The organism is Caproicibacter sp., assembly GCF_046707225.1.
In the GTDB taxonomy this organism is placed as follows: domain Bacteria; phylum Bacillota; class Clostridia; order Oscillospirales; family Acutalibacteraceae; genus Caproicibacter.
In genome coordinates this window covers 1-19,498 of sequence record NZ_JBJKOP010000034.1, presented here as the reverse complement: position 1 = coordinate 19,498, position 19,498 = coordinate 1, and the positions used below count along the sequence as shown (strand labels likewise).

The window sequence follows — 19,498 nt, the reverse complement described above, 5'->3', positions numbered from 1 at the left end:
CTTCTGCCCGATTGGGCGAGGGAAAAGCTCTCGGAGCTTCAGGAGCAGCAGCCCTCCGAGAACATGGGTGGCATGATGTTGGAATGATCCCAGGCACAAAAATCTGAAGGAGGAAACGATCATGAGTAAAAACCCGACAGACGCAAAAGCTCCGCAGGCGGCGCAGGCTGCCGCGGAACAGCCCATGCCGATGAAGGTGGACGTGAAAATCGGCTCCATCCGGCCGGAGGGCAGCGTCCGGGCCTTCGCGTCCATTAACCTGAACGACTGCTTTGCCATCCGGAACGTCAAGGTCGTGGACAGCACCAAGGGCCTGTTCGTCGCCATGCCCAGCTACAAAGCGGGCAACGGCGAGTACAAGGACATCTGCTTCCCGGTGACCAAGGAATTCCGGGAGCAGCTCAATCAGGCGGTGATCGACGCCTATCACCAGGCTCTCACGCAGAGCCAGAACCAGGGGCAGGCCCAGCAGATGGCGGCAACGCCCCCTTTTGAACGGGCGCCGGAGCATGGCTCCGGCATGAAGATGGCGGGGCTGTGAGGCCCCGCCTTTGCTATGAAAAAACATATTGGAGGTAAAGCAAAATGAAGAAATTTCTGAGCAACGCAAAAAACAGCCTGATTTCTATGGTGCGGCGCGCAACACACAGCCTGAAACGGATGGCGGACAAGGCCAGATATGAACTGACTATGTTCTACCTGAATTCCCGCGGCCTGCTCCGCTCCCAGAGCGGCGAAGGCTTCGTGGATACGGCCATCAAAATTCTCATCGCGGTCGTCATCGGTGCGCTGCTGCTGGCAGGACTCTACGCCCTGTTCGGGGAAACGGTCCTGCCGACCCTGAAAAAACGCATTCAGGACATGTTCAACTATGGCGGCTAATGTGCCGCTCCTTCTGCAGGCAGTCAGTTTCACCATTCTGCTGACCGCCGCGGCGGTATGCGATATCCGCAGGCGGATCATTCCGGATCTACTCTGCGCGGGGATCGCCCTGACGAGCCTCCTCGCCTTTGAGCCGGAAAATCTTGCCGGAGCGCTCATCGCGGTGATCCCGCTGGTGATCGCCCGGTTTTTCGGCGGCATCGAGGGCGGGGACATCAAGTTCATGGCGGCGACCGGGCTGGTGCTGGGCTTCCGGCAGAGCCTTGCCGCCGCCATTCTCGGTTGCACCGCGTTTGCGGTGTTGTCCGGCATTTACATTTTAATTAGAAAAGCGCGCGGAGGGGATACGGGACGAAAGCCGTATCCCCTCGCGCCCTTTCTCTCTCTCGGCTGCCTTGCAGCCTATTTTCTTTTCTGATGGGAGGAAATATCCATGAAGCTTTTGAAAAACCGCACGGCGCTGGGCGCCGTCTGCATTGTGCTTTCTCTTCTGATCTGCTTTGCGCTCACGCCGCTCTTTAACCAGAGCGTGTCGCAGAAGACCACCGTGGTGAGGGTGGTCAAGGATATTCAAAGCGGAGAGCAGATCACAAAAGACATGGTTCAAACGGTTGAGGTGGGCGGCTACAACCTGCCCGAGAATGTCCTGAAGCAGACCGATTCCATGGTCGGCAAGTACGCTAAAGCCGACCTTGCCCCCGGCGATTATGTCCTTTCCGCCAAGCTGTCGGACACTCCGGTGGCGGAAAACGCCTATCTGTCCAGTCTGGACGGGACGAAGGAAGCCATTTCCGTCAGCATCAAGAACCTTGCGGAGGGGCTGTCCGGGAAGCTGGCGGCGGGCGACATCGTCAGCGTCATTGCCCCGGACTACAAAAAGCAGGGCTCCACGGTCATCCCGCCCGAGCTGACCTATGTGGAGGTCATCGGCGTGACAGCCAGTTCCGGCAATGATACCGATCAGACCAAAACCGAGTCCGGCAAATCCGACAGCGGGGACGAGGAAAAGCAGCTTCCCGCCACCGTGACCCTGCTGGCAACCTCGAATCAGGCGATGATTCTGGCAGAGCTGGAATCGGAGGGCAGCATCCATCTGTCCCTTGTCTACCGAGGTGGCAAAGACAAGGCCGATGAATTTCTGGCGACGCAGGATAAGCTGCTGGACGCCCTGTATCCGAAAAACGCAGGCAGTTCCAACGGAACAGGCGCCAGTTCGAACAGCGCGTCCTCCGGTACGAATGCCCCCGCCGCGAGCTCCGCGGCGCCGGAAAGCGAGGGGAAATAAATGCTCAATTTCATGAAGGGGAGCATTTTCTCCCGAAATAGACCGGCCCCTCCCCAGGAGGAAGCGGAGCCGGACGTCCGGATGCTGGCGGTCTGGGGCAGTCCAGGCAGCGGCAAAACCACCGTCAGTGTGCGCCTCGCCAAATATCTGGCCGACCACAAGCGCGACGTGGCGCTTCTGCTGTGCGACATGACGGCTCCCATGCTGCCCTGCGTCTGCCCGCCCTCCGAGCTGGAGTGCGAGCGCTCCCTCGGAAGTATTCTCGCGGCGGCCCATATCACCGACACCCTCGTCAAGCAGAACTGCGTCACCCTGAAAAAGATGAGCCACCTAACCCTCATCGGCATGCTCAAGAGCGAAAATGTGTTCACCTACCCGCCCTATACCCAGGAGCTGGCTGCCGAGCTCATCGACCATCTGCGCGACGTCGCCCCGACCATCATCGTCGACTGCGGCAGCTATATCGCTCACGATGTTCTCTCGGCGGTGGCTTTATTGTCAGCAGATTCCGTCCTCCGTCTGGTGAACTGTGACCTAAAATCCGTCAGCTATCTTTCCAGCCAGCTTCCGCTTCTGAAAGAGCAGAAATGGGACGCCGACAAGCAGTATAAGGCGGCCTCCGACGTCAAATCCAATCAGGCCGGGGAGCATATCGAACAGGTGCTGGGCAGCGTGGCCTTTCAGATCCCGCATTCCTCCGAGCTGGAGAATCTGGCGCTGGAGGGAAACCTGCTGGGTGAGCTTGCTCTCAAGGACAGCCGGGGATTTCGCAAAGAGATTGAGAAAATATCCAAGGAGGTGTTTGGCGTATGAGCAGGCGGCCCGATCTTTTAGCTTCCCAAAACATGACGGACAGCCAGGATCTGTTCTTCTCCTCCGGAGAAACCGTCCGGGACTTCCGCTCGGTACTGCGCGACGTGCAGGAATACATTTCGAGCAAGTACGCGACGCTGATCACGGACGGCGGGACCGAGGAAGTCAAGGCGCAGGTCAAGCGGTATATCGCAAAATATGTGCAGGATTACCGCCTGACGGTGCAGGGCATGACGCAGGAGCAGCTTGTGGACGCCCTCTACACCGAGATGGCGGAGTTTTCATTCCTGACCAAATACATCTTCGGAACGGGCATCGAGGAAATTGATGTGAACGCATGGAACGACGTGGAGGTGCAGTACAGCAGCGGCGTCACGAAAAAGCTGGACGAGCGATTCGACAGTCCGGAGCACGCCGTCAACGTCGTTCGCCGGATGCTCCATGTGTCCGGCATGGTGCTGGACAACGCCAGTCCCGCCGTGCTGGGGCATCTGTCGAAGAACATCCGCATCGCGGCGCTCAAGACCCCGCTTGTGGACGAGGACGTGGGCGTGTCGGCGTCCATCCGTATCGTCAACCCTCAGTCCATGAAAAAGCGGGATTTCATAAACGGTGGCACCGCCACGGGGCCGATGCTGGATTTTCTTTCCGAATGCCTGCGCTATGGCGTTTCCACCTGCGTCGCCGGGGCTACCAGCTCCGGCAAGACCACGCTGGCGGGCTGGCTTCTGACCACCGTGCCGGACAACAAACGAATCTTTACCATTGAAAACGGCTCCCGCGAGCTGTCACTGGTACGGCAGGAAAACGGGAAGGTGGTCAACAGCGTCATCCACACCCTGACCCGCGACAGCGAGAACGAGCGCCAGCGGATCACGCAGACCAGCTTGCTGGATATGTCCCTCCGCTTCAACCCGGACCTCATCGTGGTTGGTGAGATGCGCGGCTCCGAGGCATACGCGGCGCTGGAAGCCGCCCTGACCGGCATCGGCGTGCTGACCACCATCCACGCCACCTCCTGCGACGCGGCCTACCGCAGAATGGTCGCGCTGTGCAAACGCGCCGTGGACATGTCGGATGAAACGCTCATGGCCTATGTTACGGAAGCATATCCGCTGGTGGCCTTCTGCAAGCAGCTGGAGAACAAGCAGCGCCGCATCATGGAGATCATGGAGTGCGAGATTCTGCCGGATGGCACAAGAAACTTCCATCCGCTGTTCCGGTACCACGTTTCCGAGAACCGCCTGGAGCAGGGCAGATTCATCATCACCGGCGAGCACGGCAGCGTGCAACCGATCTCGGAGAGCCTGCAGAGGCGGCTCCTCGAAAACGGGATGCCGCAGGCCGTCCTGAGCCGCATCCTTTCCATGGGAGGTGAGGCGGCGTGAACGCCATTCTTCTGATTGCCTGCGTCGGCATGATCGCCGGCGCTTTTTTATTGCTCGGAATCTCTCCGCTGGGGTTTGCCGATGGGCTGTTCGGGTTTTTGGCCCGGAGTAACAAAAGCCTCCGCTCGGAGATCGACGAGGCCGCGCGGCGCAAAAAGGCGTCCTTTCTCCGCAGGAAAATCTCGGAGGTGCAGGAAATCCTCAAGATCACCGGCCGGAGCGGACGGTTTTCCCTTGTCTGCGCGGCGTCCCTGCTGTGCTTCGCCGTGGGCGCGGCCTTCGCCATCCTGCTCGGAAACGTGTTCCTCGTGCCGGTAATGGCCATAGGGATGATGTTCATTCCGCTTTGGTATGTCCGCCTGACCGCCAGCCATTACAAAAAGGCCGTTGCGTCCGAGCTGGAAACGGCTCTGTCGATCATTACCACAGCCTACCTGCGCAATGAGGATATCGTGTCGGCGGTCGAGGAAAGCATCGCGTATCTGAACCCGCCCGTGAAAAGCGTGTTTGCCGGTTTTCTCACGCGGGTGAAGCTCGTCAGCCCGGATGTGGAGGCGGCGCTCCATGACATGAAGCCGAAGATCGAAAACGACGTCTTTCACGAATGGTGCGACGCGCTTGCCGCCTGCCAGTATGACCGAAGCCTGAAGACCACCCTGACGCCCATCGTCGGCAAGCTGTCCGACATGCGGATCGTCAACGCCGAGCTGGAATACCTGGTGTTTGAGCCGCGGAAGGAATTTATTGTTATGGCGATGCTGGTGGCCGGAAATGTCCCCATCATGCGCTTGCTGAACAAGGACTGGTACCATACCCTGATGCACACGCCGGCGGGACAGATCACGCTCGCGGTGTGCGCGGCCGCCATTTTCATCTCCACGGCTTTTGTCATCAAGCTGACGAAGCCCATCGAGTACAGGAGGTGACGCTGATGATGAAGCAGCTGTTTTTCGCGGGGCTTCTGCTGGCCGCCGGGCTGTTCTTCCTTCTGGCGGATGTGCTGAAGCTGCCCACTTTGAAAGCGGCAAAAGCCATGCTGGGTGCGGGCAAGGAAAATAAAAAAGCCTCCAAAACCGTGGAGGCGTGGCTGATGTCCGGCGCCGTGAAGCTGGCAAGGCACATCCGCATGGACGAGTACAAAAGAGCGAGGATGGCGAATGTGCTGAAGGCGGCCGGTTACTCCATAACTCCGGAGGTGTACACGGCCTACGCCCTGACCAAATCCGGCGCCATCCTGCTGGGCGTGATCCCCTGCCTGCTTCTGCTGCCTCTGCTGACCCCGCTGGTGGTGATCCTCGCCGTCCTGTCGTATTTTAAGGAAAGCCGCAAGGCGGACGAGCAGCTCAAAGCGAGGCGGGATCAGATCGAAGGCGAGCTGCCCCGGTTCGTGGCGACCGTGGAGCAAAGCCTGAAGGCCAGCCGCGACGTGCTGGCAATGCTGGAAGCCTATAAGAAAAACGCGGGCCCCGCCTTCGCCCATGAGCTGGACGTGCTGACGGCCGACATGCGCTCCTCCTCCTATGAGGCGGCGCTCACTCGGTTCGAGGCAAGGTTCAATTCCCCCATGCTTTCCGACGTGGTGCGCGGGCTGATCGGCGTCCTGCGCGGCGACGACAGCGTCGTGTATTTCCAGATGCTGTCCCACGATTTCAAGGCGCTGGAGCTTCAGCGCTTAAAAGGCCAAGCGCAGAAGATTCCGCCGAAAATCCGCGTGTTTTCCTTCGTGATGCTGATGTGCTTTCTTTTGACCTATATGGTCATCATCGCGGTGCAGATCATGGATTCTCTCGGCACCATGTTTTAGTTAAGGAGGATTTTGTATGGATCAAAATGAAAAACAATTGGAGAAAAAGCTGCGTGACCGGATCGAGGCCAACTACCGCTCCTATATCCAGCAGCTCCAGAGCAGGCCCGCTTCCGACCTGATCGAGCAGGCGTCGGAGATTGCGGCGGTAAAGCTGGTGTATGACGAGCTCATGGATTGCTGCAGTGCCGGTGACGCGGAATACTTGCTCCGGTTTGAAGACCCGCTGCGGCTGGTGAGTGACCAGTGGCTGGCTGAGCAGAACGTGTCTCACAGCGACGAGCTGGGGCATGCGCTCTGGAACATCACCGACAAGGGGCTTGGCGAGGGAGAATACGCCATGCTGGAACCGTCGCGGGACGGTCCGGAAGAAGCCGGGCCGGTCACCGTGCGGGAATTTCTCGAGCAGCATCCCGGCTCCTGCTTCGACATGATGACGCCGGGCGGCTTTGTCTGCCTGACGCCTGAAAAAGCCGCGCTTCTGCTGTCCGGCCAGAGCGTGAATGGGCATCCCGGCGATGTCGAATACGCGATGGAAATCCCCGCGGAGGAACTGCTGAATCAGGAGGTACTAAATGCGGGCTTCTGCGACGGATCGTGGCATATCCTGAGCGACGATGTCCATGACATGGAGCAGCAGGCCGCCGACTCGCCGGATCAGGGGGTACAGCTATGCTGAAGCTCCTCTGTTCCCGGCGCGGCGAGGGATATATCGACACAGCGGTGATGATTCTCTGCGTCATGCTGGTGATCGCGGTGGCGATGAGCGTCCTGCCGGTATTCGTCACCAAAAACAGGCTGGACACCTATGCCTCCGAGCTGTGCCGGGAAGCGGAAATCCAAGGATGCGTCGGAACGGAAACGGCACGCCGGGCGCAGGTGCTGACCGAGCAGACCGGCCTTGAGCCGGACATCTCATGGTCGAAAACCGGAAAGATTCAGCTCAACGGGGAATTCACAGTCACCGTTTCCGTGCGGGCCGATATCGGGCTGCTCGGCGGGTTCGGGAGCTTTCCCGTCACTCTGACGTCGAAAGCGTCGGGCAAAAGCGAGGTGTACTGGAAGTGACATCCAAAAAATTCCGTGCTATACTCAAAAGCAATAAAGGATCGGCCTTTCCGCTCACCATCGCGGTGACGCTGGCGCTTTTGCTGCTTCTCTGCGTTGCTTCCGAGGGCATCCTGCTGATGATCATCGCCCAGGGTGTACGGGACGCGGTGCAGTCCGCCGTGATCTCAACCGTGAACGACAGCTACGACAATGTTTACCACGGCGTGCGGGAGGGCTATTCCGGCGCTTACCAGCCTTCGGCGGACGATTTCGAGGAAAGCCTTGATTACGGCGATATTTACGGCCGGCTGGATAAGCTGCTGGAGCTCCGGCAGGAGAATGGATATCATGTGAAATACGCCGGGGACGAAGCTGAATTCCGGCTGTCGAACCTGTCCGTCCATCTCAGGAACATGCCGCTGGCGCCATCCGATCCGGATAACGCTGACGGTTATCTGGCCGACGCGGTGATTCGTCTGGAGGTCCCCGTGCGGTTTGGTGGAAATATCCTGCCGCCCATGACGGTCAATCTCAGGGTGCAGGCAAAATATATGCCTTTATTCTGACTATTTCACGCGTGCCCATAGACTTGCGAAACCGTCTGTGGTACTGTGTGATACTGAAAAAAGCCGATAAATCAACTATTATGAAAAAGGAGGGTACCTCATATGAAACTGAAAGATAGAACAAAAAAGCGGCTCATGCTTGCCGGGCTCGGCGTCTTGAGCGTTGTGCTTGTCGTCGCTATCGCCGCGCAGTTCAGGACGGGGACGCCCACGGACGGGAAAGCGGATGCCTCCTCAACCGCGTCGGACGCCTCGGTTCCTTCCATCTCCGCACCGGGAGCTGCGGGTTCTTCGCCGGACGTCAGCGTCCCCGCCGTTTCCGCACCGGACACGGCTTCTCAGAACGGCAGCGCTAAAGATACCGGAGATTCCAGCGGCACGGACCAGAGCATTCAGGCAGAGGTCACAAAACCGTCCGAGCCCTCGGCGGAAGCGAAAACGAACCCCGATCAGACGCCGGACGGCAAAAAGGCTTCCAAAACGGATAACAGCACGCCGACTGCGGATTCCTCCTCCGAACCGTCGACACCGAAATCCGGAGATAAGAACAGTAAAGGGCAAGTTTGGGTGCCTGGATTCGGATGGGTAGATAACAGCGGTGATAACGTTGGAACCAAGGCTGGCGATATGTATGAAAATGGCAACAAGATCGGCAACATGAATTAGCTCAATATCACGAAATTACGGAAAGCACAGCTTCGGCTGTGCTTTTTCGTTTGAAAGGAGGATTCCATGAAACGAATCATCAGCATTCTTTTAATGTTGGTACTGATGATTTCCGTGTTCCTGCCGATGAACGCCTACGCCATCGGGGACGGGAATGTGGACGGCGGCGGAGGCGGGATGGGAACCGGCACCGGCACGGATTTCTGGAACACCGGCGACGAGGGAGTACGGGTGACGGTCATCCGGGCCAGCGACCACGCTGTGGTTACGACCCCAATTGACCTGACTAACAAAACTCCCGCCAATTCCATTATTCATTTTGGAAAAGTAAGTAAAATGCAGTACACGAATGGGAGAACGCTTTCTCCTGTTCAGGGAGCTTATTATTATACCAACCCGTCTCAGGCTTTGCCCAAGATCATCAGCACATCCGGAGGAAACGGCAACATCGCCGCGATTAAGAGCTATTTCACCGATGAGCAGGTAATCCGGAGCATCGCAAATCTGACCGGAATGAACTTTAATGTTCTGATCAACGGGCAGTACAAGCTGCTTCTGGAACCCATCGCCTATATGACCTTCGGTGGCGTCAAATATGCCATGACCGCCACGGAGGCCGCGCTGTTCGACCGGCAGTTCGGGGGCGGACTGCGGAGCAAGATGGTCTCGCTCAGCCACAAAAACCTGCCGCTGGCGATGTTTCTGGAAACCCCGGATCTCGGTTACCCAGCATGGGGCGGCTCCACGACCAAAGCCGCGTCGGATACGGATATCATCTCATCCCTCGGCCTTGGCATCGTGAGGTTCAGCGAAGCGGAACCTCCTACCGTCGGCACGACAAACTATGAGTACCGCGTCAATACGGAGGTCATCACATCCGTGGCGGTGCGGGGCGGGCAGTCCAATCCGGACAATCCCGTCACAGTCAGGTTTACGATTGGGGGCCAGACTTACACGGTCGGCGGCGTTTACTACCCGGACGGCGACAGCCAGCTGGCGTGGGTGCGCTGGACAACCCCATCCATGCCGCAGACCATGACCATCCGCGTGTCGGTAAGCGGCAGAGGCATGGCAAACGAGGGAACCATCACCGCAAAGATTGTGGACCTCTCCGGGCACGATCCCCCCGATCCGGAGGCGAATGACCGGAACGACTCCTACGCCGCGTCGCCAGTTCCCAACAATGTGCAGAAAACCTCCGCGTCCTGGGGAGTCTGGTGTACGTCATGGCACGCGAATTGGGTCTGGATTTCCACGGAAGAGAACTCCGGCTATTGGGAAGACACCGGATGGTGGGAGTTTAACTGGACTTCCTATTCCGCAAGCCTGACCGCTTCCATGAGCGTCACGCCAGACGCGAAAGATCCCACCGCGTCGGGCAAAATCCTGAAAAGCGGCTATGGGATCGACCAGGAAACGACCGCCAGAGTGAGCACCAACCAATCTTCGGCGGTGACCGACGCGCAAACCGCCGTCACGTATTTTCCGGAATTCGGATACCAATCCTTCTGGCGGCTGCTGGAACAGACACGCTCCGGATATACCGCGGAGTTTGAGTTTGCGCCCAATAAATATTCGACCTACAAGCGTCGCACGCACTTCACGCCGATCTGGATGCCGGACGGCAGCTATACGCCCTATACCTATCTGGAGGATTGCTGGACGCCCGTGGGGATGCTCAGCATGAACCTCACCGACTCGGTAACGATACGAGGCAGCCTTTGGAGCGACTGGCACATCGCCCCTGTAAAGCCATAACAACAGACAAGAAAAAAGGATCGCGGAGCAGAAGCTTCAGCGGTCCTTTTCTCTGCAAAAAAATTATTTGAAAGGGTGTAAAATCCATGAAAAAGAAGCGTATTTTCGCGGTTCTGTGTGTGGTTCTCGTCCTGACCTGCCTCTTTGGAACAACCGCATATGCGGCGGGAAGCGGCGATGTGGCGGGAGCCGTGGAGGGTACCTGGAAAACAGCTTCACAGCAGATCAAGACCGTTGTCAACAGCGTCGTTTTTCCGGCTATCGACCTGATTCTGGCCGTGTTTTTCTTCGCTAAATTGGGCACGGCTTATTTCGACTATAGAAAACATGGGCAGTTCGAGTGGGCGGCGCCGGCAATCCTGTTCGCCTGTCTGGTGTTCACATTAACGGCGCCGCTGTACATTTGGAGCGTAGTTGGAATGTAAAGAAAGAGCGGGCCGGATCGATTCTCAACAACGGTCCGGTCTGCTTATATAAAAACATTATTCCGGAAGCTGTTCCAGCGCTGTTAGAATATTTTGAAACTCCTGATTGCCGCTCAAAAAATCGAATTCCGGGTTCCCGTTGATCATCTCACGGACGCAGCGATTCAAATAGCTTTTTGATTGGAGTGTTTCGCTCATCTCGATGCTGTCGAAGAACGGGCTTGCCTTTACCATATCATGATCCGCGGGCATCTGCGCACACTTCAAAAACGCTCCAAGCGCATCCAGCGTTTCCTGTTCCTGCTTCTGCTCCGCGTGGCACTGCGCAATCATCAGGTAGTGGTTCAAGTCCTGACCGTAGAGCTTATCTTTGTCAAACATTTGCGAAAGCTGCAGGCTTAAGTTTTCCATCCGCAGCGCAAGCGGATAATCTTTCTTCTTTTTCGCAATCTTAGAGAGCGTGCCAAGGGCGATATTGCAGCCGAACGCGTGTGTGGCAAGCAGATACTGCGCCACCTGTTTCGACTTTTCATAATCTCCCATGGCGTAGTAGATGGAGACTTTCATTTGATTCGGCTCGATTTCTGAACTGTGAATGCCATCAAGCGCCTTCAACGCTTCCTCGTACCGTTTCTGCTGCATTAAAAGGGCGCTCAGACTGTGCCACGCGGCTTCGCGGATTGTGATATCTTCGCTTTCGGCGGCCTCCCGCATCAGGGATTCCGTGCAGCTTAATAAATGGGTGGCTTCGTCCTCCGTTCGCGCGCATGGAGTGTGCATCATGAAAACATTGCCCATTCGCAATTTCAAAAGCTGGCTGTTCGGATATTCCCGGATGTTCTTTTCTCCGAAGGACACCGCGTTTTCATAGTCGGAGGATTCGAACAATTTTGCACATTGATCGCAAATCTCCATGACCTGATCCTCCGATAACTGTGGTTCGAAGCCCAGCAGATCGTCTACCGTGACGCCGAGCAGCCGGGCAATCGGGGCGAGCAGGGTAATATCCGGATACGCGCCGCCCGTTTCCCATTTTGACACCGCCGCGATGGAAACACCCAGCGCTGTGGAAAGCTGGTCCTGCGTCAGCCCCATGGTTTTTCTTTTATTCTGAATGTTTTTCCCAATCGATAAATCCATTCTGATTCCTCTCTTTCTTGAGGAAGGCCCTTCCTGAGTATCAGTATACCCGATACCCGGAAGGGCCGCAATGGAAGCGTGTTTGACTTTTCACGTCCATGATTTAACCTGCGGTTGAATTCTTCAACCAAGGTCCGCTTTTTCTTTTGGCTTTGAGCAACTTTGAATGATAAACACACACGCCTTGACTATATCAGAATTCCCTCGCAGTGATCCATTTCGTGCTGAATGATTTGCGCCGCGAATCCGGTGAAGGTTTTCAGACGGGTCTGGAGCTTCTCATTCTGGTATTGCACCTTGACGGACCTCCAGCGCTTTGCTTTCCGGGTGCCGGCAAGGGACAGGCAGCCCTCTTCCGCCTCGTAGGGTTCGGATTTCTTGAGGATCTCCGGGTTAAACAGTACCATGAATTTGCCCCCGTTATCAAAGGCGATGATGCGCTTGTTGACTCCGATCATGTTGGCCGCCATGCCTACACAGCCATCCTTATGAGCAATCAGTGTTTCCAGTAAATCTTCCGCCGCACCGAGATCGTCCATCATGGCCGGTTCAGCCTTTTTGGCGAGAAAACCCTCGTCCCTGCAAATTTCCCGAATCATGTGTTGGCTTCCTCCCAACTTTTCAGTATATTGATCTGTTCCGGCGTATGGAACCAATGCTCGCCGGTTTCCATAACAGTCAATTTGCAGTCAAAGCGGCTGACAAAAGCGTCCACCGTTTCCCGACCGGTCAGGTTGTCCCGACCGGCATACAAAATCGCCGTCGGGGCCGTCCATGTCACGATGGGGTGCGCTTTCGCGTATTGCAGATAATCCCAGGAAAGCGTTTCGCCAAAGTCGGTGGAGATTTCACGCTCCCGCTCCAACCGGGTTCCCTCCACAGACGCCCAGAGCATCATGTTTCGAATCAACTGCCGCATATCCAGCACCGGCGAAACAAACAGCGCCTGTTCCGGCGGCGCGTCCAGAAAAGCCAGCATTGAAAACCACGCCCCGATGCTGTTGGCGCGAAGGGAAACGTGCTCCCACCGCTGCCGAAGATCCGCCGTGACCTCCCGCAGCTCCGGAACCACATGCCACGGATCAAAGCCGGTTTCGGCTTTTCGTTCCCCATGTTCGGGCAGGTCGACGGCCAGCACCTGAGCGCCCTTGGGGCAGGCGATTCCCGCGAAGGCTTCCGCCTCCTCTTTGTACCCGCACTTGCCGTGGACGAACAACCAGACACGGTCGGAATTTTCACCGTACAGGATGGCGGGAACATCACAAATTTTAGATTTTATCGCAGTTATCATGGTTATCCTCCAATTGGTCTTATAGAGCTTTGAATGATAAGATCAGCCGCTTCCTCCGGCCCGATTTCCGACACGTCAATTTTATCCGTGTCAAGCACTCTGTAGAGAGGCAGACGCGCGACACTCCTCTGAATGACCTCTTCCTCCCGAACTCCGGCGCTGACATCTTTTTGTAAACGATCTTGTAATGCATGTTCGCCGCACACAAGGGAAATTGCGTGAATCTTACAGTTCTCCGTTTCAAGCCGCGAAAGGATGTCGTCAAGAATCGCCTGCTGGTGCATCACCCAGCAGAACACGATATTTTCATAGGCGGAACATCTGATGAAATTGTTCAAAAGAAAGCAGATATTTTCCACGACCATGCGCTTGGTCTCCTCTGTGACTTGAAAAGGGTGCATGTCCCAGCACCAGTCCCCGTCGAGAAACACGCTGTTATTCAGCTTTTGCTCCAATATCCGGCAGGTGGTCGTTTTCCCCACACCCATAGTCCCGCCGATTAAAAACAGATTTTTCATGTTCAACCTCAGCAATTCATATTACCAGCATTATACCATAGAAAGCAAAATTCCGTTTGCCTGTTTACGGCGGCAACCGTGCATCCATCATATCGTTTGCTTCAGCCATGATATCGCTATTTAAACATCAGCATTCCGCCCATGACAACGATCATGATGAAAAGCACAGGCTGGAGAACTTTCTCCAGGTTTTTCTTGTCCGCCTGTTTCAGGAGGAACGGCCCGGCGAGCGCGCCGCACATGGTGCCGATGGCCAGAAGCCCGACAAGCTGCCAATCAATATTCCCAACGCTGAGATGCGCGAGGAAACCTGTCACCGCGATTCCGAATAGCACCAGAACAGAGGTTCCCACAGTCTCCAACGCCGGACAGCCCAGAATCATTAGCCCCGCGACAATCGGCCCGCCGCCGCTTAAGCCAACCAGTCCGGACATGATTCCACCCAGCAGCCCGAAGCAGACAGCCTTGATCGTATTCGCCATTTTTGTTTGAGCAGGGTCCTGCTCCGCTGTCTTGCCGTGTTTTTTTCGCAGAAAGGAGATCAGCATCTGCAGGGCAAGCAGGAGCAGAATGATTCCGGTCAATTTGTTATAAAGGCCCTGCGGCAGAAAACCGGAACACAGCGAACCGATGACGGAGCCGACCGCGCCGCTTACGAGCATTGTAATGCCGAACCGCAGATTCACGTTTCCGGCCTTCCAATGGGAAAACGCCCCCACCGCCGTGGTAGGGATCGTGGTAGCCAGCGAGGTCGACGCTGCAATCGCGGGAGAAATGTGAAAGAACACCGTCAGAATCCCAACATAGACGGCTCCGCCGCCTCCGCCGAGAGAAACAATCAGCAAGCCTACGACAAACCCAACAATGGGTAAGGCAATATAAGTACCCATATCAATCACTCTTTTCCATACTTAAAGATGAAATCAACCGAAAAGCAAGCTGTCGATAACTTTCGTCGACGTCCGCGCCATTTCCACGGAAAAATCCCGCCGCTTCCAGAGAAACAAACCCATGGAGCGCACTGCGGAAACCACGGACAAAATGGATCGTTTCCTCTTCCCCTAAGTGATACGGCTCCATCACCTGATACAGAATCCAGACAACAGTGTGCCCCTTCTCCTGAACATCGCTGTCACCGCAGTCCGGGAAGCGCAGGATTGCCTTGTAAAGCTCCGGATTTTCTTTCGCGTAGCTCCGATATGCAAGGGCGATTGCCAGCAACGCGTCGCCCTCGGACCGGCCGACCGCCGCGCCGCGGATTGCTTCTTCCAGCCTGCCGAGGGCAAGCTTCGCAATTCCTGCGGAGAGCTCTTGAACTCCGCTCAGATGGTTATAAAGGGACGGCGATTTTACGCCCAGCTTTTCCGCTACCTGAAGCAGCGAGACATTTTCAAGCCCTTTTTCTTCCGCAAGCTCCGCCGCGGCATTCAGGATTGTCTGTGCGTCCAGATTTCTTCTTGTGCCCATTGTTACCACTTCCACAAACTATAATATATGCATTATAAACTAACGCAATTAGTTTATCAATACCCAATAATAAAAAAGGAGGCAATGTCCGATTGTTCTATCTCTAAGCGCCCGCAATCGTTTTGCATTGGAGCCTGCGAAAGCGGGCTCCATATTTTTTGAAGGAGGTGACTTCCCATGTTCATATGGGACTTTGTGGCCGACACCGTGCTGGGACAGATTCTGGACTGGATCTACAGCCAGATGATCGGATTCCTCGGCAACTTTTTCGCGGCCATGGGCAACATGGGCGCGGACCTGTTCGACATGACATGGGTAAAATCCATCGTCCTGTTTTTTACTTACCTTGGTTGGGCGCTCTACGGGACCGGGCTGGTGGTTTCGGTCTTTGAGTGCGGTATTGAGTACCAGTCCGGCCGGGGAAGCATCAAGGACACCGCGCTCAACAACATCAAGGGTTTTCTCGCGGTCGGCCTTTTCTCCACGGTGCCGGTGGAGCTGTATAAGCTCTCGGTCTCCCTGCAGAGCAGCTTCACGGCGGGCATCACCGGGCTTGGAACGGGCATCGACACCGTGGCCGGAAACATAATCAGCCAGCTGTCCTCCGCGGGAGCGCTGGAAAAAGCGGCGAACGCCGGAGTGTTCGGCGGGATCGGAAGCACGCTCAATCCCATCATGCTGATTTTTATCCTCATCATGATGGGCTACGCCGTGATCAAGGTGTTCTTCGCCAACCTGAAGCGCGGCGGCATCCTGCTCATCCAGATTGCGGTGGGCAGCCTGTACATGTTCAGCGTTCCGAGAGGATATCTGGACGGGTTCGTGGGCTGGTGCAAGCAGATCATCGGCCTGTGCCTGACCGCATTTTTACAGTCCACTATCCTCATCGCTGGGCTTATGGTGCTGAAGGATCACGTCCTGCTGGGGCTTGGCCTGATGCTGGCGGCCGGGGAAATTCCGCGCATCGCCGGAGCGTTCGGGCTGGACACCAGCACCAGGGCCAACTTCATGAGCGCCGTCTACGCCGGTCAGACCGCGATGAACATCACACGAACCATTGTAAAGGCGGTGGCGAAATGAAGCTGGTATATATCTGCTCTCCCTACGCGGGGGATGTTGAAAACAACGTCCGGTTTGCCAAGGCCACCTGTCGATATGCGATGAAACAGGGCTGCGCGCCTGTCGCTGTTCATCTGCTGTATCCGCAGGTCCTGAACGATGCCATTCCCTCCGAGAGAAAAGCCGGTATTCGGATGGGACTACGGGTGCTGGCTTCCTGTGAAGAACTGTGGGCCTGCGGCGATACCATCAGCCATGGAATGAGCTGTGAGATCGCAAAGGCCGGGCGATTGGGCATCCCCGTTCGGTATCTGTCCGCGGAGCAGATTCAAAGCGAAGCGTCCGTAAGGCAATACGGCGTTCTGGCGCGCCGGAGCGCTGCGTCTGTCTGCGGTGCGGCGGAAAGCTGGGTGAAGCAGGACGGAAGGCCCTTGGTATTCGGAACCTATGAAGAAGCTGTGGTAGAAGCCGAACGGCTGAACGGCCGGATGGGACCTGTCAACCGGACCGTCGAGTATTTTCCGAAAGAAATGGAGGCTATGCCGCAGGAAGCGCCTTCCCTCGGCATGGAACTGCACTTGTGACCGCCCCGCTGACCCTCGGCAGCCTGTTTGACGGGATCGGCGGATTTCCGCTGGCAGGCGTCCGGCAGGGGTTTACTCCTGTGTGGGCCAGCGAAATCGAGCCGTTTCCGATGGAAGTCACAAAAATACGGTTTCCGGATATGCTCCCTATCGGCGACATCATGAAGCTGAAGGGTTCGGAGCTGACCCCCGTGGATGTGGTCTGCGGCGGCAGCCCGTGTCAGGACCTCAGCGTGGCAAACGGCAGGCGCCTCGGGCTGCAGGGCGAACGCTCCGGTCTGTTCATGGAGCAAATTCGGATCATTAAAGAGATGAGAGCGAATGACAAAGCAAGCGGAAGGCCAGCTGACGCTGTTCGACCTCGGTATATGGTCTGGGAAAACGTGCCCGGAGCCTTCTCCTGCTCAGGAGGCGAGGATTTCCGGGCGGTCCTCGAAGAAACCTGCCGAGTTGCTGACAACTCCGTATCTGTACCTCGACCTCCGGGAGGGGTATGGCAATCTGCTGGGGCCATATTGGGAGATCAATTCTCCGTTGCTTGGAGAGTATACGACGCTCAATACTGGAATGTCCCGCAGCGGCGCAAGCGCATCTTCCTTGTCGCGGATTTTGGAGGCCGCACCGCCCCAAAAATACTATTTGAGCAGGACCGCCTGCCTGGGAATTCTGCGGCGGGCGAAGAAGCGCGGCAAGGAACTGCCCCCGGTGCTGAAGCAGGCGCTGGAGCTTCAGGCGGGAATCCGACCGGAGGATGCCTGACATCCTGGGATGTACAAAGCCACCGGATTTATGGAAGCGAGGGCGTCTGGCCCTCCCTGTACAGCGGCGGCGGTGGCGGGCACGGTTATGTATCCACAGAAACAGAAAAAACGGAAGCTCCGGAGGGCAGGCACGTGGCTTTTGCGTGCAATCAGCGCGATGAGGTTCGGAACCTGCACGATGTGTCCGGGGCGATACAGGCCCAGCCTGGTATGAAGCAGCAGACCTTTGTTGCCGAGATGCCGCAGCAGGAGGATGCGAATTGCCTGACGCCATGGGATACCCAGCAGGGCCGGTTTTTTACAGAAGAAAGCGTTGCCCCCACGCTGGCCGGCGCAGACGGAGGCGGCGGCAGAAATCCGGGTGGGCTTTTGTTTACGGCGGCGTTCAGCGCCGGGGCCGGTTCGTCCGCGGGAGGGATCGGCTATCAGGAGGAATGTGCACCGACCCTGAAGGCGACGGCAAGTGGAAGCATGATGCCCTCCGTGCTGTGCCTGAACGACCAGGGCGGCAGCCGCATGGACGTTTCCGAAGACGTCGCCGCCACACTCCGCTCCCAGGAGCACGGCCATTCGCCCCTTGTCGTGGGAAGCCAGCCGGAGCTGTTCGAGAATTACGGGATCGACTCGCGTTATACGGGGCCGCACAAGGTGGCGCCCACCATGTCCGCGAGATACGGGACCGGCGGGAACAATGTTCCCTTAATCTCCCAGCCATCTGTGTTTCTGGCGGACTCCGGCGAAGACTCCGCGCCAACCGAAACCTACTGCATTGCCGGAAATATCATCGACCGCCAGGATAAGAACGGAGGGAACGGGATCGGCGTTCAGCCGGATATCAGCTATACCGTCACGGCCACCGACCGGCACTGCGTGTTTTCCCAGCAGCGCAGCGACGAATACGCCCCGAACGAGGTGGTCAGCACCGAGAGCGCCCGGCAGTACAAGGACGCTACCGACCTTGTGTGTGAAAGAAGCGAAGCCGGTGTGCCGGAAACCCATGCGCATCCCCACCGTATCCGCAAGCTGATCCGAAGGCTGACTCCGCTGGAATGCGAACGGCTCCAGGGCTTTCCGGATCACTGGACGGATATCCCCGGCGCTTCAGACAGCGCCAGATATAAGGCGTTGGGCAACAGCGTGGCGATTCCCTGCGTGGAGCATGTGCTCCGGGGAGTCGCTTATTTTTTATGTAAATTCAAGGAGGAATCATCATGTACATCTATCCGGACAACCTGAAATCCAAGGCGACGCTGTGGCTGTGGCAGCTCCGGGACATTGGGATCATCGGCGTCGGCCTGCTGCTCTCCGTGTTTGCGCTGGCGCAGCTCCGGTTTCTGCCGCCCATCGTCATCACGGCCCTCTATGCGTTTCTGACGATCCGTTTTGACGATACCAGCATCCTCGACTTTATAAAAAACGCCTGCGCTTTCTTTTTTACAAGGCAGCAGGTCTACGAATGGGGGTATGGAAAGTTTGAATAAGGCAGAAAAGAAAAGCGCAAGGCAAAAACAGGTTACCCGCCAGCTCATCAACACAAAGGCCGTCACCGATTATAGCCTTACGACCAACCGCAGCGACGAGCTGGTGTATTTTATCCTCAAGCCCACGAACATCTCTGTGCTTTCCGAGGAAAGCGTCTCGGCTCGAATCTACGCCCTGATGACCGTTCTCAAGGGCATCGCGGAACTGGAATTTCTGTGCCTGAACAGCCGGGAAAACTTTGAGGATAACAAGCAGTTTCTCCGGACACGGCTGGAGCAGGAGAACCACCCCGCTGTGCGGCGGCTTCTTGAGCAGGATCTCTCCCAGCTTGACCGGATGCAGGTACAGATGGCGACGTCCAGAGAGTTTCTGGTGGTGATCCGGCTCCGGAACGAAAAGCAGAGCGAGGTGTTCTCCTACCTGAACCGCATAGAAAGGGGCTGTTGCAAAACGAAAGTTTTGGGGCAGCTCCTTTTTCTGTTGAAAAGTCAGCGATTTCGATATTTTTGTTGAAAATTCTGCGAGATAAACGGTCAAACAGACACGGCAGTGCTAAGCT

The 19,498-nt window shown here is 56.7% G+C and carries 25 protein-coding genes; 19 read left to right on the top strand and 6 right to left on the bottom strand.

Features of this window, described 5'->3' with window-relative positions:
* Nucleotides 1-121 precede the first annotated feature (121 nt).
* The 14 genes from ACLQ3M_RS07595 (at nucleotide 122) to ACLQ3M_RS07530 (ending at nucleotide 10,637) form a co-directional block, all read left to right on the top strand.
* Nucleotides 122-541 (top strand): septation protein SpoVG family protein, encoded by a 420-nt coding sequence (locus ACLQ3M_RS07595; RefSeq protein ID WP_411677097.1) that lies wholly within the window; start codon nucleotides 122-124, stop codon nucleotides 539-541.
* Between the two features lie 119 nt (nucleotides 542-660).
* Complete coding sequence (locus ACLQ3M_RS07590) at nucleotides 661-882, top strand: DUF6133 family protein (RefSeq protein ID WP_411677198.1); 222 nt, start codon at nucleotides 661-663, stop codon at nucleotides 880-882.
* A complete protein-coding gene (locus ACLQ3M_RS07585) occupies nucleotides 872-1,300 on the top strand; it encodes a prepilin peptidase (protein ID WP_411677096.1) in 429 nt (142 codons plus the stop codon). Before ACLQ3M_RS07590 ends, ACLQ3M_RS07585 begins: the two co-directional genes overlap by 11 nt.
* Before the next feature lie 15 nt (nucleotides 1,301-1,315).
* On the top strand, nucleotides 1,316-2,167 hold the full coding sequence (gene cpaB / locus ACLQ3M_RS07580) for a Flp pilus assembly protein CpaB (protein WP_411677095.1): 852 nt from the start codon (nucleotides 1,316-1,318) through the stop codon (nucleotides 2,165-2,167).
* On the top strand, nucleotides 2,168-2,980 hold the full coding sequence (locus tag ACLQ3M_RS07575; protein WP_411677094.1) for an AAA family ATPase: 813 nt from the start codon (nucleotides 2,168-2,170) through the stop codon (nucleotides 2,978-2,980).
* Nucleotides 2,977-4,368 (top strand): ATPase, T2SS/T4P/T4SS family, encoded by a 1,392-nt coding sequence (locus ACLQ3M_RS07570; RefSeq protein ID WP_411677093.1) that lies wholly within the window; start codon nucleotides 2,977-2,979, stop codon nucleotides 4,366-4,368. Before ACLQ3M_RS07575 ends, ACLQ3M_RS07570 begins: the two co-directional genes overlap by 4 nt.
* Nucleotides 4,365-5,294: a type II secretion system F family protein gene (locus tag ACLQ3M_RS07565; RefSeq protein WP_411677092.1), complete on the top strand. Its 930-nt coding sequence runs from the start codon at nucleotides 4,365-4,367 to the stop codon at nucleotides 5,292-5,294. The genes ACLQ3M_RS07570 and ACLQ3M_RS07565 overlap by 4 nt, the downstream gene beginning before the upstream one ends.
* 8 nt (nucleotides 5,295-5,302) lie before the next feature.
* Nucleotides 5,303-6,172 carry a secretion protein F gene (locus ACLQ3M_RS07560; protein WP_411677197.1) on the top strand — a complete coding sequence of 290 codons (870 nt, stop codon included), beginning with the start codon at nucleotides 5,303-5,305 and terminating at the stop codon, nucleotides 6,170-6,172.
* Nucleotides 6,173-6,188: 16 nt separating this feature from the next.
* Nucleotides 6,189-6,851, top strand: a complete 663-nt coding sequence (locus tag ACLQ3M_RS07555; RefSeq protein ID WP_411677091.1) for a hypothetical protein — start codon at nucleotides 6,189-6,191, stop codon at nucleotides 6,849-6,851.
* Entirely contained in the window at nucleotides 6,845-7,240 is a 396-nt protein-coding gene (locus ACLQ3M_RS07550) for a DUF4320 family protein (protein ID WP_411677090.1), read from the top strand. The genes ACLQ3M_RS07555 and ACLQ3M_RS07550 overlap by 7 nt, the downstream gene beginning before the upstream one ends.
* Nucleotides 7,237-7,788 (top strand): hypothetical protein, encoded by a 552-nt coding sequence (locus ACLQ3M_RS07545; RefSeq protein WP_411677089.1) that lies wholly within the window; start codon nucleotides 7,237-7,239, stop codon nucleotides 7,786-7,788. The genes ACLQ3M_RS07550 and ACLQ3M_RS07545 overlap by 4 nt, the downstream gene beginning before the upstream one ends.
* Before the next feature lie 102 nt (nucleotides 7,789-7,890).
* Nucleotides 7,891-8,454, top strand: a complete 564-nt coding sequence (locus ACLQ3M_RS07540) for a DUF6550 family protein (RefSeq protein WP_411677088.1) — start codon at nucleotides 7,891-7,893, stop codon at nucleotides 8,452-8,454.
* A 66-nt stretch (nucleotides 8,455-8,520) separates the two neighbouring features.
* Complete coding sequence (locus ACLQ3M_RS07535) at nucleotides 8,521-10,212, top strand: hypothetical protein (protein WP_411677087.1); 1,692 nt, start codon at nucleotides 8,521-8,523, stop codon at nucleotides 10,210-10,212.
* A gap of 86 nt (nucleotides 10,213-10,298) precedes the next feature.
* Nucleotides 10,299-10,637 carry a DUF3852 domain-containing protein gene (locus ACLQ3M_RS07530; RefSeq protein ID WP_411677086.1) on the top strand — a complete coding sequence of 113 codons (339 nt, stop codon included), beginning with the start codon at nucleotides 10,299-10,301 and terminating at the stop codon, nucleotides 10,635-10,637.
* Between the two features lie 57 nt (nucleotides 10,638-10,694).
* On the opposite strand, the gene ACLQ3M_RS07525 is transcribed toward ACLQ3M_RS07530, so the two are convergent.
* The 6 genes from ACLQ3M_RS07525 to ACLQ3M_RS07500 all read right to left on the bottom strand — a co-directional run bounded on the left by ACLQ3M_RS07525 (nucleotide 10,695) and on the right by ACLQ3M_RS07500 (nucleotide 15,053).
* The gene (locus ACLQ3M_RS07525; protein ID WP_411677085.1) at nucleotides 10,695-11,777 is read right to left on the bottom strand and encodes a helix-turn-helix domain-containing protein; all 1,083 of its coding nucleotides are present in this window, start codon (nucleotides 11,775-11,777) and stop codon (nucleotides 10,695-10,697) included.
* Between the two features lie 188 nt (nucleotides 11,778-11,965).
* Nucleotides 11,966-12,376: a peptide deformylase gene (locus ACLQ3M_RS07520; RefSeq protein WP_411677084.1), complete on the bottom strand. Its 411-nt coding sequence runs from the start codon at nucleotides 12,374-12,376 to the stop codon at nucleotides 11,966-11,968.
* A complete protein-coding gene (locus ACLQ3M_RS07515; RefSeq protein ID WP_411677083.1) occupies nucleotides 12,373-13,068 on the bottom strand; it encodes an alpha/beta hydrolase in 696 nt (231 codons plus the stop codon). Before ACLQ3M_RS07515 ends, ACLQ3M_RS07520 begins: the two co-directional genes overlap by 4 nt.
* Nucleotides 13,069-13,070: 2 nt before the next feature.
* On the bottom strand, nucleotides 13,071-13,586 hold the full coding sequence (locus ACLQ3M_RS07510; RefSeq protein ID WP_411677082.1) for an AAA family ATPase: 516 nt from the start codon (nucleotides 13,584-13,586) through the stop codon (nucleotides 13,071-13,073).
* Nucleotides 13,587-13,702: 116 nt separating this feature from the next.
* The gene (locus ACLQ3M_RS07505) at nucleotides 13,703-14,476 is read right to left on the bottom strand and encodes a sulfite exporter TauE/SafE family protein (RefSeq protein ID WP_411677081.1); all 774 of its coding nucleotides are present in this window, start codon (nucleotides 14,474-14,476) and stop codon (nucleotides 13,703-13,705) included.
* Between the two features lies 1 nt (nucleotide 14,477).
* Nucleotides 14,478-15,053: a TetR/AcrR family transcriptional regulator gene (locus ACLQ3M_RS07500; RefSeq protein ID WP_411677080.1), complete on the bottom strand. Its 576-nt coding sequence runs from the start codon at nucleotides 15,051-15,053 to the stop codon at nucleotides 14,478-14,480.
* Nucleotides 15,054-15,230: 177 nt separating this feature from the next.
* Between ACLQ3M_RS07500 and ACLQ3M_RS07495 the strand changes: the two genes are divergently transcribed.
* Genes ACLQ3M_RS07495 through ACLQ3M_RS07475 form a run of 5 tightly spaced genes read left to right on the top strand, consistent with a single transcriptional unit; the run spans nucleotide 15,231 to nucleotide 19,452 of the window.
* A complete protein-coding gene (locus tag ACLQ3M_RS07495) occupies nucleotides 15,231-16,133 on the top strand; it encodes a conjugal transfer protein TrbL family protein (protein WP_411677079.1) in 903 nt (300 codons plus the stop codon).
* Nucleotides 16,130-16,696 carry a hypothetical protein gene (locus ACLQ3M_RS07490; RefSeq protein WP_411677078.1) on the top strand — a complete coding sequence of 189 codons (567 nt, stop codon included), beginning with the start codon at nucleotides 16,130-16,132 and terminating at the stop codon, nucleotides 16,694-16,696. The genes ACLQ3M_RS07495 and ACLQ3M_RS07490 overlap by 4 nt, the downstream gene beginning before the upstream one ends.
* Nucleotides 16,693-18,693 (top strand): DNA cytosine methyltransferase, encoded by a 2,001-nt coding sequence (locus ACLQ3M_RS07485; RefSeq protein ID WP_411677077.1) that lies wholly within the window; start codon nucleotides 16,693-16,695, stop codon nucleotides 18,691-18,693. The genes ACLQ3M_RS07490 and ACLQ3M_RS07485 overlap by 4 nt, the downstream gene beginning before the upstream one ends.
* A complete protein-coding gene (locus tag ACLQ3M_RS07480; protein WP_411677076.1) occupies nucleotides 18,669-18,938 on the top strand; it encodes a hypothetical protein in 270 nt (89 codons plus the stop codon). Before ACLQ3M_RS07485 ends, ACLQ3M_RS07480 begins: the two co-directional genes overlap by 25 nt.
* Nucleotides 18,931-19,452, top strand: coding sequence for a hypothetical protein (locus tag ACLQ3M_RS07475; protein WP_411677075.1), 522 nt, complete (start codon nucleotides 18,931-18,933; stop codon nucleotides 19,450-19,452). The genes ACLQ3M_RS07480 and ACLQ3M_RS07475 overlap by 8 nt, the downstream gene beginning before the upstream one ends.
* The last annotated feature ends 46 nt before the right edge of the window (nucleotides 19,453-19,498 follow it).